The following is a 13114-nucleotide window of genomic DNA, read 5'->3' on the forward strand; positions in this document are numbered from 1 at the left end:
CACGTGGTGGGCCGCGAGCGGCCGCACGCCCAGCACCACGGCCACGAGGCCGCCGTCCGGCGTCGTCACGAGGTCCGCGTGGCCCACGTTCTGCACGGGGTGGGACTCACCGAGATGGCGGTGCGTGAGCAGCGGGCTGCGCGGGTCGGTCCGGAAGGGGCCGGTCACCGCGTCGGCGACGGCGCACGTCACGGCGTGGTTGCGCTCGGTCCCACCCTCGGCGCCGACGAGCAGGTAGCGCCCGTCCCGCTCGTACAGGTGCGGACCCTCGACCCACGTGCTCGTCATCGCGCCGTGCCACAGCACGTGGGTCGGGCCCACGAGCTCGAGCGTGTCCAGGTCGAGCTCACGCAGCCAGATCTCGCCCGGCCCGAGGCCGGGCCGGTCGGGCTCGGCCGCGTCGCGGGCACCGCACACCCAGGCCCGGCCGTCGCGATCGACGAACAGGTCGGGGTCGATGCCCTCGGCGGCGAGCCGCCGCGGGGGTGACCAGGGACCGGCAGGGTCGCTCGCCGTCGTGAGGTAGTTCCCCGCGACCGGCGTGGGGCCGGCGACGGTCACGACGACGAAGAACGTCCCGGCGTGGTGCCGGATCGTCGGCGCCCACACGCCCCACGAGGCGCCGAGGCCGCGCAGGTCCAGCCAGCTCTCCCCGACCAGCACGTGCCCGATCAGCTCCCACGTCAGCAGGTCGGTGTGCGGTGCACGGGCAGCCCGGGGTGGTAGCCGAACGAGGACGTGAGGAGGTAGTAGACGCCGTCGACGCAGCACATCGATGGGTCGGCCCGCCGGGGACCGTTCTCGCCGCAGCAGGCCGTTCTCGGCGCGCGGAGCGAGTGGGCTGGACCGTCAGTCCGCTCAGCCGCCGACCGTGAGCCGCACCCGCAGCCGCGCAGGCGCCGGCCGCAGCGCAGCGTTGGCCAGCACGCCGGGGCCGCACGCCGCGGTCCCGACACCGTGCTGGGCGACGTCGAGGTGGACCCAGAGCACGCCGTCGGGCACGAGGTCGTGCGGGTGCGCCGCCGCGTGCAGCGCCTGGTCCGTCCACGGCCGCAGCGTGAGCTCGAGCCCTGGCAGCGTGCGCGCGCCGAGCTCGCTGTCGGCGGCCTCGAGGTCGAGGGTGCGTCCGCCGTCGAGCGTGAGCGTCGCGGAGGTGACCCCGCGGCGCGCGCCGTTCTCCTGCGGGTGGGTGTAGCGCGTCTGCCAGTCGGCGACCGTGTGCCGCCACGCCCCGCCCAGCGCCGCCTTCGTCGAGTCGGCGTAGGACTCCTCCGGCCCCAGGCCCGCCCAGTCGACCTCGACGGCCGCGACGGCCCCGGGGTCGGGCTGCTCCAGCCCGAGCAGCAGGCCGAGCCGCGGCACGCTGCCGAGCCACTGCCCCTCCGGCACGATGGTGAGGTCGAGGTCGACGGCGTCCGCCGCGACCGCGCGCCACGTCGCGGTGAACGCGAGCCCGACCTCCGTCGCCGGGCCCGCCACCCGGCCGCTCACCACGACCGCGTCGTCGACGACCTCCGCGGTGTCGAGGCGCTCGGTGAGCAGCGCGAGCCCCTGCAGGTACCAGGTCTCCTCGTCGCTGCGCGCGGCCTCCCACTGCTTGGCGTGGTCGTTGTCGGTCGAGGCGCGCCACGCGTCCACGCGCGCCGTGCGCACCGCGACGCCGCCCAGGGCCGTGAGTCGTCCGGCGCGGTCGAACCGCGCGGGCCCGACGGCGAACCCGCCGTCCGCGCCCTGGCTCGCCGCGCCGTCGCCCGCCTCGGGCAGGGCGCGCTGCGCGCGCAGGAGCAGCTGTCCGGCGCCGAGCACGTGCTCGCCGTCGAGACCGTCGAGACCGTCGAGCCACGCGGCGTCAAGTCCGGCGCCGGCGTTCGCGCGCTGCACGGCGCGCACCGTCCACCAGACCGGCTCGCGCCCCGGCGCCTGCGCGGCCAGCGCGACCGCCTCCTCGGGAGCGTCGAGCAGGAGCTCCTCGCCCGGGGCGAGCAGCGTGTCCTCGTCGTCCAGCTCGCCCGCGGCGAGCACCTCGTGGCCCTGGTGCAGCGACCACGCGAGCCGCACGTGGGCGGTGTCGCGGAACGTGTAGCGGTTGCGGACGAGCAGGTGGTCGCTCACGCCGTCGCCGTCGACGTCGAGCGGGTCGACGCGCACCGGCGCGTACACCGCGGCCATCTCGACCATGCCGGGCGACGGCGTGCGGTCGGGCAGCAGCAGGCCGTCGGCGATGAACGTGCCGTCGTGGAAGGTCTCCCCGAAGTCGCCGCCGTAGCCGTAGAACGTCTCACCCGTGCCGGCGTCGAGGTCCTCGCGACGCGAGATGCCGTGGTCCTTCCACTCCCAGACGAACCCGCCCATGAGGCGCGGGTGCGCGTCGAACAGGTCGTCGTAGTCGGTGAAACCGCCCGGGCCGTTGCCCATCGCGTGCACGTACTCGCACTGCATGAACGGCAGGCCGCGCCGGCGCGCGTCGAGCTCGCCGTCGGCCAGGGCGTCCTCCTCGCCGCGGCCGATGAGCGCCACCTCCTGCGTGGACGCGTACATCCGCGAGTAGACGTCGACGTGCTCGCTGGACCAGTCGCCCTCGTAGTGGATCGGACGGCTCGGGTCGAGTGCGCGGATCGCCGCGCTCATCGCCGCAAGGTTGCGGCCCTCGCCCGCCTCGTTGCCCAGCGACCACAGGATGATGCTCGCGTGGTGGGCGTCGCGGTGCACCATCCGGGTCACGCGGTCCACGAGCACGTCGGTCCACGCCGGGTCGTCGGTGGGGTTGCCGCGCCAGCCCGCGGCGATGAACCCGTGCGTCTCGAGGTCGTTCTCGTCGACGACGTACAGGCCGTACTCGTCGCACAGGTCCAGGAAGTGCGGGTGCGGGGGGTAGTGGCTGGTCCGGACCGCGTTCACGTGGTGCCGCTTCATCAGCAGCACGTCCTGCCGCATCTGCTCGGGGCTCACGGTGCGCCCGGCGGTGGGCTCGAACTCGTGCCGGTTGACGCCCTTGAGCTTGACCGGGGCGCCGTTGACGAGGAACACCCCGTCCACGATCGACACCGTGCGGAAGCCGATCCGCAGGGCGACCGTCTCCGCGTCGGTCGTGACGCTCGCGTCGTACAGGCGCGGCACCTCCGCGCTCCAGGGGTCGACGGCGAGCGTCACCTCCTCACCCGCGCCCACCTCGATCCCGAGCTCGGCAACGGTGACGCGCGCGCCGGGGGCGGGCTCGCCGTCGGGCCCGGTGACGTCGACGCGCAGGGTGCCCTCGCCGCTGGTGTGGTCGTACTCGGCGCTGACGCGGACGTGCTCGATCCCGCCGACGGGGCGGTGCTCGAGGCTCACGCTGCGGAAGATCCCCGACAGCCACCACTGGTCCTGGTCCTCGACGTAGGTGAACGCCGACCACTGCGTGACGCGGACCGCGAGCAGGTTGGCGCCCGCGCGGACGTGCTCGGTGACGTCGATCTCGGTGGGCAGGCGCGAGCCGTGCGAGACGGCGAGCGGGGTGCCGTTGACGGCGACCGTGAACCACGAGTCCACGCCCTCGAACCGCAGCACGACCCGGCCTTCGGCGAGCCATGACTCCGGCACGTCGAAGGTGCGGCGATACTCCCCGGTCGGGTTGTCGCGGGGCACGCGCGGGGGGTCGAGCGGGATCGGATAGAGGACGTTGGTGTAGGCGGGCTTGCCGTAGGGCCAGGCGTCGGGCGCCCCCGCGAGCTGCCAGTGGCCGGGGACGGTGAGGATGTCCCAGGGGTCGGAGGCGGGGCTGCTGTTGCTGCTGCTGCTGCCGTCGTCCGCCGGGTCGGCGCCCGTCTCGGCCCCGGGAAAGAGTCGGAAGCGCCAGTCGCCGTCGAGGCTCACCGTCTCAGCGCTGCTCGCGCCGGTCGGTGGGCGGAAGCGCGCGGGGCGGATGCCCACGGGAGGGGCGACGGTCTCGTGGGTGACGCCGTCAAGTGCGGCAGGGACGTGCGCGGAGCCCGTCCCTGCGGCGAGCTCAGGCAAGGGCGGAGCGATCGACTTGGCGGCAGACACGACGGAGACTCCATGTTCGGTGGCGTGGTGGGCGGCGGACTGGGTCGGGCTGAGTGGGCGGGGTTGTCGGCGCGGGCGTTCGTTGACGGCACGTGCTGGCTCAGGCGGTCTCGGCTGCCCTCAGCGGCGCGGACTCACTAGATGGTGACGTCGCCACGAGCGTACCGCCATCGAGGCGGGCGGTGTTGCGAGCGAGCGGCGGCGGCGCCCGTCCGGCCGGTTCCCCACCCGCCCATGTGACGCTCCGCGCGGCACTCGCGCCGAGTGTGACGCTCCGCGCGGCACACCCACCCCCACCGCGCCCAGCGTCACATCCGACGATCCAAGCGAACGCGTCGCGACGCTCCCCCGCCGGGTGTGACACTCCGCGCGGCACACCCACCGGGCGTGACACTCCGCGCGGCACACCCACCCCCAACCGCGCCCAGCGTCACATCCGACGATCCAAGCGAACGCCTTCGCGCCCATAGCCGCCGAGCCACCGAGCCACCAAGACGCCGAAGGGCCGGCGCACCCTGACGGTGCGCCGGCCCTTCGGCTCGTGGGTGGCGGCGTGGGCCGCGACGCCCAGATCAGCTCTCGCTGGTGGAGGCGTCCTCGACGGGCGCGTCGATCGCGGTGGCGCCCACCACGACGACGTCGCTCGCCTCGCTCTCCAGGCGCGGGTCGGACTTCTCCATGCCGGTGAAGAGGAACTCCCCGAGCAGGCCCTCGCCGGTGGCGTCCACGAGCACCTTCTGACCCGCGCGGAGCTCGCCGAACAGGATCTTCTCGGACAGGGCGTCCTCGATCTCCCGCTGCAGCGCGCGACGCAGCGGCCGAGCCCCGAGCACCGGGTCGTACCCGCGCTCGGCGAGCAGACCCTTGGCGGCCTCGGTCAGCTCGATCGCCATGTCCTTGTCCGCGAGCCGCTTCCCGAGCCGCGCGACCATCAGGTCCACGATCTGGAAGATCTCGTCCCGCGAGAGCTGCGGGAAGACCACCACGTCGTCGACGCGGTTGAGGAACTCCGGGCGGAAGTGCTGCTTCAGCTCGTCGTTGACCTTGCTCTTCATGCGCTCGTAGGACGTCGACAGGTCGCCGCCCGCCTGGAAGCCCGTCTGGACCCCCTTGGCGATGTCCCGCGTGCCGAGGTTCGTCGTCATGATGATGACGGTGTTCTTGAAGTCCACCACGCGGCCCTGGGAGTCGGTCAGGCGACCGTCCTCCAGGATCTGCAGCAACGAGTTGAAGATGTCGGCGTGCGCCTTCTCCACCTCGTCGAAGAGCACCACGGAGAACGGCCGACGGCGCACCTTCTCGGTGAGCTGGCCGCCCTCCTCGTAGCCGACGTATCCCGGCGGGGAGCCGAACAGCCGCGAGACGGTGTGCTTCTCGGAGAACTCGGACATGTCGAGCTGGATCAGCGCGTCCTCGTCCCCGAACAGGAACTCCGCGAGCGCCTTGGCCAGCTCGGTCTTCCCGACGCCCGTGGGGCCGGCGAAGATGAACGAGCCACCGGGCCGCTTGGGGTCCTTGAGGCCGGCCCGCGTCCGGCGGATCGCCTGCGAGAGCGCGGTGACCGCAGCCTTCTGGCCCACGATCCGCTCGTGCAGCACGTCCTCCATCCGCAGCAGCCGCGAGGACTCCTCCTCGGTGAGCTTGAAGACGGGGATGCCGGTCGCGACGGCGAGCACCTCGGCGATCAGGTCCTCGTCCACCGTGGCGACGGAGTCCATGTCGCCGGACTTCCAGGCCTTCTCGCGCTCGAGGCGGCGGGCGGCGAGGTTCTTCTCGTCGTCGCGCAGCCGTGCGGCGCGCTCGAAGTCCTGGTCGTCGATCGCGGACTCCTTGGCGCGGCGCGCCTCGGCGATCTGCTCGTCGAGCTCGCGCAGCTCCGGCGGCGCCGTCATCCGGCGGATCCGCAGGCGGGCGCCCGCCTCGTCGATCAGGTCGATGGCCTTGTCCGGCAGGTGGCGGTCGTTGACGTAGCGGTCCGCGAGCGTCACCGCGGCGACGAGCGCGCCGTCGGTGATCGTGACGCGGTGGTGCGCCTCGTACCGGTCCCGCACGCCCTTGAGGATCTCGATGGCGTGCGCGATCGTCGGCTCGTTGACCGTGATCGGCTGGAACCGGCGCTCGAGCGCCGGGTCCTTCTCGACGTGCTTGCGGTACTCGTCCAGCGTGGTGGCGCCGATGGTCTGGAGCTCACCGCGCGCCAGCATCGGCTTGAGGATGCTGGCGGCGTCGATCGCGCCCTCGGCGGCACCCGCCCCGACGAGCGTGTGGATCTCGTCGATGAACAGGATGATGTCGCCGCGGGTGCGGATCTCCTTGAGCACCTTCTTGAGGCGCTCCTCGAAGTCGCCGCGGTAGCGCGAGCCGGCCACGAGCGCGCCGAGGTCGAGCGTGTACAGCTGCTTGTCCTTGAGCGTCTCCGGGACGGTGCCGCGCACGATGTCCTGCGCGAGGCCCTCGACGACGGCGGTCTTGCCGACGCCGGGCTCGCCCACGAGCACGGGGTTGTTCTTGGTGCGCCGCGAGAGCACCTGCATCACGCGCTCGGTCTCCCGCTCGCGCCCGATCACCGGGTCGAGCTTGCCCTCGCGGGCGAGCTGGGTGAGGTTGCGGCCGAACTGGTCCAGGACGGCCGAGCCGGACGGCGTGCCCTCCTGCGGGCCACCGGCCGCGACGGGCTCCTTGCCACCGGGCTGACCCTGGAGCAGCTGCAGCACCTGCTGGCGCACGCGACCGAGGTCGGCGCCGAGGTTGCCGAGCACCTGGGCGGCGACGCCCTCGCCCTCGCGGATCAGGCCGAGCAGGATGTGCTCGGTGCCGATGTGGTTGTGACCCAGCTGGAGCGCCTCGCGCAGCGAGAGCTCGAGCACCTTCTTGGCGCGCGGCGTGAACGGGATGTGGCCGGTGGGAGCCTGCTGGCCCTCGCCGATGATGTCCACGACCTGCTGCCGCACGACGTCGAGCGAGATGCCCAGCGACTCCAGCGCCTTGGCAGCGACGCCCTCGCCCTCGTGGATGAGGCCGAGGAGGATGTGCTCGGTGCCGATGTAGTTGTGGTTGAGCATGCGCGCCTCATCCTGAGCGAGGACGACGACGCGGCGAGCTCGGTCGGTGAATCTCTCGAACATCGCGCACCTTCCCTTCCGGCTACGACGGGTCGCGACAACGGCCCGCTGACGGTGTCCACCCAGGCTAACGAGCGAGTCCGACATTGCATGCCCCTGTTCGCCCCCGGCGGATCACGGTTCGGTGGCGATGCGGCGCGTCGCGCCCACGTCCACGCACGACGGCGTCGCGCCGGTCGCGCTGTCAGCCACCGTCAGCCACGCTGTCAGCGGAGCGTCAGCGACCTGTCAGTCCTCGGGCGCACCCTCGTCCCATGACACCCACCACCCCCACGGCCACACCGGCCGTCCGCACCCGCGGCCTCGTCAAGGACTTCGGGAGCAACCGCGCGGTCGACCACGTCGACCTCGAGGTGGCGCGCGGCGAGATCGTCGGCGTCCTCGGCCCCAACGGTGCGGGCAAGACGACCACCCTGCGCATGCTCGCCACCCTCCTCCCGGTCGACTCCGGGACCGCCGAGGTCTTCGGCGTCGACGTCATGAAGCACCCGCACCGGGTGCGTCAGCTCATCGGCCTCACCGGGCAGTACGCCTCGGTGGACGAGGACCTCACGGCCCTGGAGAACCTGCGGATGTTCGGCCGGCTCCAGGGCCTGCCGGGGCGTCAGCACGCGCAGCCCGGGCACCGCCGCGGCGAGGAACGCGGCGAGGTCGGCCACGGCCTCGACCACCTGCTCGCAGTTGTCCAGGACCAGCAGCACCGGCGGTCCGGCGAGGTGAGCCGCGATCCGGGCGAGCACGGCGCCCGCGTCCGCCCGCTGGTCGTGCCGCTCGGCGGCCCCGTCGCGCGCCCCGATCGCGGCGGCGACGGCGGGCGCGACGTCCGCCGGTGCCGTCACCGCCGCGAGCGCGACCACGTGCACGACGGGCTGCCGCGCGGTCCGCGCGACGCGCTGCGCGAGGGTCGTCTTCCCGAGGCCGCCCGACCCCAGGATCGTGACGACCCGCGCCTCCTCGAGCGCGGTGCGCACGGCGGCAAGGTCGCGCTCCCGGCCGATGAGCGGCGTCGGGTCCTGCACCACACCGGTCCGCACGGGACGGTCGGCAGCCAGCAGCTCCGCGTGCACGACGGCGAGCGGCGCCGACGGGTCGACCCCCAGTCGGTCTGCGGTGCGGTCGGCGAGCGCGGCGTACGCCGCGAGGGCGCGCGGCGGTCCGTGGACGGCCGCGAGGGCGCGCAGGTAGGGAACGGCGACGTCCTCGTCGTCGGGTCGGGCGGCGTGGGCGCGCTCGAGCGCCTCCAGGGCCTCGGCGTCCCGGCCGAGCGCGAGCAGGACGCTGCCGAGCGCCGCGTCGAGGCGGCTGCGGTCCGCCGTCGCGCGGGCGTGCAGCTCGCGCTCCGCCGGACCGCGCTCGGTCCAGCGCTCGGCGGGGCCGACCGGCTCGGCGCGCGCACCCTCGCCGTCGCGCCCGCCCTCGTGCCGCGAGCCGATGTCGGCGACGTGCCTCGCCGCGGCGAGCACGCCGTCGGGGTCGGCGGACGCGAGCGCACGGGCGGCGGCGTGCGCCGCCTCGGTGAGCGCCCACGCGTCGACCTCGCCGGCGTCGAGTGCGAGCCGGTAGCCCGTCGCGGTCCGCGCCACGGCCTCGGCCGTCAGCGCGCGGCGGGCGCGTGAGACGACGGTCTGCAGCGCGTTGCGGCCGGGCGGGTCCGCCCAGAGCGCCTCGAGCAGCGCGCCGTCCGAGCTCCCGGCGGGGCCCGCGACCACCAGCGCGCGCAGCAGGTCGCGCACGATCGGCCCGGTGACCGGCACGCCGTCCCAGGTCACGTCGTCGATCACGGCGAGCCGGGGCACGGGCCCCAGCGTAGGCACCCGCGGACGAGGGGTCGTCGCGGCACGGGGACGTCGCGGGCCTCAGGCCTCCAGCAGGATCGTCACCGGTCCGTCGTTGACGAGCTCGACGGCCATGTCGGCCCCGAACACGCCCGTGGCCACGGTGAGGCCGCGCCCGCGCAGGTCGGCGACGACGGCGTCGACGAGCGGCTCGGCCACGTCGCCCGGGGCGGCGGCGATCCACGTGGGGCGGCGGCCCTTGCGCGCGTCGCCGTACAGCGTGAACTGCGAGACGACGAGCACGCCGCCGGCGGTCTCGGTCACGGACCGCTCCCCCGGCATGATGCGCAGGTCGGCGATCTTGCGCGCGATCGTGGCGGCCTGCGCGGCGCCGTCGTCGTGTGTCACCCCGACCAGCGCGAGCAGGCCGAGGCCGATCTCGCCGACGACGTCGTCCGCGACCGTGACGCGGGCGCGGGTCACCCGCTGGACGACGGCGCGCACGCCGTCACCAGCGCCCGGTCGAGGGCCCCGGTCGGCGCAGGTACCGGATGACCTCGGGCTTGACGTCCGCGAGGTAGATGGCGCCGGGCAGCACGGCCAGGAGCGTGAACAGCCACGGCAGCCCGAACCCGATCCGGACGCCGAACACCGAGAAGCCCGGGATGGCGAGGTACCCGATGAGGGCACCGACGGCGGTGAGCGAGACCCAGAAGACCTTCGTCCGCTTCTCCGCGGTCACGAAGGAGTGCGCGGGCCGGCGCACGGCGTCGACCAGGGCCCACGCCTCGATCGCGAAACCGACGAGGGCGAGTCCCAGGAAGACGTAGAACGTGATCAGGCCGATGAGCACGGGTGCGAGCCTACGGGGTCGGCGCGCCGTCCTCGCCGGGCGCGGGCGGCGTGCTCGGGCCAGGCCGGGCGTCCGGCGCCCCGGGCACCCCGGCGCGACCGAGCGCAGCCGTGGCCTGCGCCTCGGTGCAGCCCGCCACCCGGAGCAGGTCGAACGTGATCGAGCGCAGCAGCGTGAGCACGACGTGCCGGCCCGGGTCGCGCTCCCCGCGCGTGTCCAGCCGCACCGCGACGGCCTCGAGGTCCTCCCGCGGCGCGATCGGCTCGCGTCCCTCCCCGAGGGCCACGCCGAGCCGGCGCGCGGCCAGCCCGACCTCCTCGACGAGGCCGGCGAGGCAGGGGTCGCGCACGCCCTCGCGCACCGAGACGCCCGCGCGCCGCGCGAGCACGCGCGAGGTGCGCACGGCGCGGTCGGTGAACTCGCTCGCGGCGTCGAGGACGACGAGCTCGTGGGCGTGGCGCCGCCACGCGGGCGAGATCCTCGCCGTCGAGCCCGAGGCGGTGACCGCCTCGGCCCACGCGACGAGCAGACCCTGCGTCGCCCGGCCGCGGCGGAGCGACTCCGCGGCGGCCACGGTGTCGCCCTGCGCGAGCGCGCGCCCCACGAGCGCCAGGACGTCGCCGAGCTCGGCGAGCACGGTCCGCGCGAGCATCCGGGGTCGGCGGCGCGGATCCTTCGGCACGAAGAGCGAGAACACGAGCGCCACGAGGCCGCCGAGCAGGGCGTCGGTCCACCGGCCGACGGGACCCCCGCTCGACGCGGCCGCCGGCAGTCCGAGCACGACGATCGCCTGCACGGCGGACTGGGTCGTCACCACGGGCGAGGGGTCGATCGCGCGGCCGATCAGCGCGGCGAGGAACACCACCACCGTCGTCTGCACGGGCCCGGAGCCGAACTCGTGCTGGATGAGCTCGCCCATCGCGACGCCGAGCGACACCCCGAACGCCAGCTCGCCCACTCGACGCGGCTGCACGTCCGGGGAGAAGCCGAGCGCCGAGAACGCCGCGACCGAGGCGAAGAACGGGTAGGGGTGGCCGAGCAGCGCGCCGGCGACGGCGTACGCCACCCCCGCTGCGAGGCTCGCCCACGCGACGGGCTGGGCAGCCACACGCACCCGCCCGAGCCCGGCCCGCACGCGCGGACGCCCGAGCACCGGCGTCACGAGGGCGGACCAGGGCCGCCGCCCGGGTGGGGGCGGCGTGCTCACCGACGCAGGCCGGGCGTCACCGGCCCACGGGCCTGCGGCCGGCCCTCGCCGTAGCCGTCGGTCGGGACGATGACCTCCTGCGACGCCGCGACGGGGCCCGCGGGCCCGGCGACCTCGACGTCCACGTCCGGGTCGAGCGTTCGCTTGACCACCGCGAGCGCCACGGGACCGAGGTCGTGGTGGCGTGCCACGGAGGTCACGCGACCCACGACCCGGCCGCCCCAGCCCACGTCCGCGCCGGCCTCGGGCACCAGGTGGTCGGAGCCGTCGAGGTGCAGCAGCACGAGGCGGCGCGGCGGCCGGCCGAGGTTGTACGTCCGCGCGACGCCCTCCTGCCCCTTGTAGCAGCCCTTGTCCAGGTGCACGGCGGTGCGCAGCCAGTCCAGCTCGTGCGGCAGCGCCTTGTCGTCGACGTCGCGCGCGAGCCGGGGCCGCCACGCGGCGATGCGCAGCGCCTCCCAGGCGAGCACGCCGGCGACGGCGATCCCCGCCGCGCGCAGGTGCGTCACCACCGCGTCGACCGCGTCCGCGGCCAGCAGCACGAGGACGAACGTCGTCGCCTCACCGGGGTGCGGCTGAGCGAGGGCGTAGCGCGTGCCGCCCGGGACGACGCCGGGCCACGGGTCGACCCACACGGCGCGCAGGGCGTCGGGGCCGAAGGCGTGGCTCGCCGTCGCGGCGTCGGACGTGTCCGATCCTGCGAGGGCAGCGCGCGTCTCGGCCACCACGCGGGAGGCGCCCCCGCGCCCGGGCACGACCGTGCCGAGCACGGCGACGTCCTCCTCGCGGGCGACCGCGACGTCGAGCATGAACCGCATCGAGTCGAGGAAGGCGGCCAGCGCGTCGGCGCGGCCGGCCTCGGTGGTGAGCCACGCCGTCGTGCCGTCGTCCACGAGCGCCGCGGCGTGCTCGACGCGGCCGTGCACGTCCAGGAGCAGGAGCTCGGCGCTCTCGCCGGGCGCGAGGCCGCGCACGCGCTGGCTGGAGAGGGTGTCGAGCCAGCCGAGGCGGTCGCGGCCGCGCACGCTCACGACGGCGAGCGGCAGCTCCACGACCCCGCGGCCTGCCTCGAGCAGGCGCTGCTCACGCATCGGGTCGCCGTAGTGCGCGGCGACCCCGGCGTCGGGGCCGGCCGCCGCGACGGCGCCGTGGATCGGGAGCACGTCAGTCCGCCACGCGGGCCAGCCGCCCGGACGCGTAGTTGGCGAGCTCGTGGCCGAACGCCGCGAGCTCGTGGGCCCAGAAGATCTCCCCGCGCACCCAGCCGTACATCCGGCGGATGGCGGTGACGCGGCCGGGGCTCGTGGCGGTGCTCGCGACCCAGTCGCTCGCGACGTCGATCCGCGGGCCCTGCGCGCTGCCGTCCAGCACGGCCGCGAAGCCGCTGGGGTCGGTGGCGAGCACCTCGATCGCGGTGGGGGCTGGTCCGTCGGCGGGGGCGCCCTGGACCGGGCGGGCCTCGGACCCGGTGGCAGGGCGCCAGAACCCGCTCTCGCGCGACCAGATCTCACCCGCGACGAGGGCCTCGGGGTCGAAAGGCGCCTCGTGGTCGACCCGCTCGCCGAGGCGAAGGGTGGTGGTGTACGCGAGGTAGGGCCCGCCGTCGTGCGTGACGACCATGTCGGCGACGATGCCGCGCTCGGGGATGCCGGGGTAGGCGAGGACGCCGGGTCCGCGCCAGGAGCCGAGGAGCCACGCGAGCGGGTAGAGCTCGGGCGCGACGTCGTCGGCGATGGTGAACGTCATCAGCGCGACTGCTTGTACAGCCGGTAGACGACGTAGGCCGCGAACCATCCGACGGCGACGACCACGACGCCGATGAGTGCGGTGAAGATCAGGTGGATCGACATGGGCCGATGCTACCTACTGCCTCGCGCGCGGTCCGGGGTCGGTCCGGGCGGGCTCGCCTGCTGCGCGGGCCGACGCGGCTCCCGCGGACGCGATGCCGGCGATACGTGCCGCTGCTCAACACGGAGCCAGCGATCCGTGCCGCTCACACTCGCGAAGCCAGCGATCTGTGCCAGTTCCGAGCCCCGACCCGCGACAGATCGCTGGGTCAGCCTCCCGACAAGGCACAGATCGCTGGATCCGCGCCGCCGGGAAGGCCGCCCGTGAACCGGCTGTGCGGTAGGGT

The 13114-nt window shown here is 74.6% G+C and carries 8 protein-coding genes and 2 pseudogenes; 1 reads left to right on the plus strand and 9 read right to left on the minus strand.

Features of this window, described 5'->3' with window-relative positions:
• The 3 genes from FH969_RS03240 to FH969_RS03250 form a co-directional block, all read right to left on the minus strand.
• A partial coding sequence (locus FH969_RS03240; protein WP_218975249.1) for a family 43 glycosylhydrolase occupies positions 1-663 on the minus strand: 663 nt, incomplete at its 3' end.
• A 195-nt stretch (positions 664-858) separates the two neighbouring features.
• Positions 859-3909, minus strand: coding sequence for a glycoside hydrolase family 2 TIM barrel-domain containing protein (locus FH969_RS03245; protein ID WP_246071675.1), 3051 nt, complete (start codon positions 3907-3909; stop codon positions 859-861).
• A gap of 686 nt (positions 3910-4595) precedes the next feature.
• Positions 4596-7148 carry an ATP-dependent Clp protease ATP-binding subunit gene (locus tag FH969_RS03250; protein WP_108718237.1) on the minus strand — a complete coding sequence of 851 codons (2553 nt, stop codon included), beginning with the start codon at positions 7146-7148 and terminating at the stop codon, positions 4596-4598.
• Positions 7149-7399: 251 nt separating this feature from the next.
• Here FH969_RS03250 and FH969_RS15590 point away from each other — a divergent pair.
• Positions 7400-7723 (plus strand): annotated as a pseudogene (locus tag FH969_RS15590) (ATP-binding cassette domain-containing protein); the annotation flags it as partial.
• A gap of 81 nt (positions 7724-7804) precedes the next feature.
• On the opposite strand, the pseudogene FH969_RS15595 reads toward FH969_RS15590, so the two are convergent.
• The 6 genes and pseudogenes from FH969_RS15595 to FH969_RS03280 all read right to left on the minus strand — a co-directional run.
• Positions 7805-8959, minus strand: a pseudogene (locus FH969_RS15595) (AfsR/SARP family transcriptional regulator); the annotation flags it as partial.
• A gap of 42 nt (positions 8960-9001) precedes the next feature.
• Positions 9002-9424, minus strand: a complete 423-nt coding sequence (dtd, locus tag FH969_RS03260) for a D-aminoacyl-tRNA deacylase (RefSeq protein ID WP_139986082.1) — start codon at positions 9422-9424, stop codon at positions 9002-9004.
• Positions 9425-9428: 4 nt separating this feature from the next.
• Complete coding sequence (locus FH969_RS03265) at positions 9429-9773, minus strand: DUF2516 family protein (RefSeq protein ID WP_234417835.1); 345 nt, start codon at positions 9771-9773, stop codon at positions 9429-9431.
• A 10-nt stretch (positions 9774-9783) separates the two neighbouring features.
• Positions 9784-10980, minus strand: coding sequence for an FUSC family protein (locus tag FH969_RS03270; RefSeq protein ID WP_139986084.1), 1197 nt, complete (start codon positions 10978-10980; stop codon positions 9784-9786).
• Positions 10977-12143, minus strand: coding sequence for a CAF17-like 4Fe-4S cluster assembly/insertion protein YgfZ (ygfZ, locus tag FH969_RS03275; RefSeq protein WP_234417837.1), 1167 nt, complete (start codon positions 12141-12143; stop codon positions 10977-10979). Before ygfZ ends, FH969_RS03270 begins: the two co-directional genes overlap by 4 nt.
• A 1-nt stretch (position 12144) precedes the next feature.
• Positions 12145-12726, minus strand: a complete 582-nt coding sequence (locus tag FH969_RS03280) for a heme-binding beta-barrel domain-containing protein (RefSeq protein WP_139986086.1) — start codon at positions 12724-12726, stop codon at positions 12145-12147.
• Between the last annotated feature and the right edge of the window lie 388 nt (positions 12727-13114).

The organism is Miniimonas arenae, from assembly GCF_006351005.1.
GTDB lineage: Bacteria > Actinomycetota > Actinomycetes > Actinomycetales > Beutenbergiaceae > Miniimonas > Miniimonas arenae.

Bases quoted from the DNA above. Each gene is read 5' to 3' on its own strand.
- FH969_RS03280 (WP_139986086.1), bottom strand. From the start codon at position 12,726: ATGACGTTCACCATCGCCGACGACGTCGCGCCCGAGCTCTACCCGCTC.
- FH969_RS03250 (WP_108718237.1), bottom strand. From the start codon at position 7,148: ATGTTCGAGAGATTCACCGACCGAGCTCGCCGCGTCGTCGTCCTCGCT.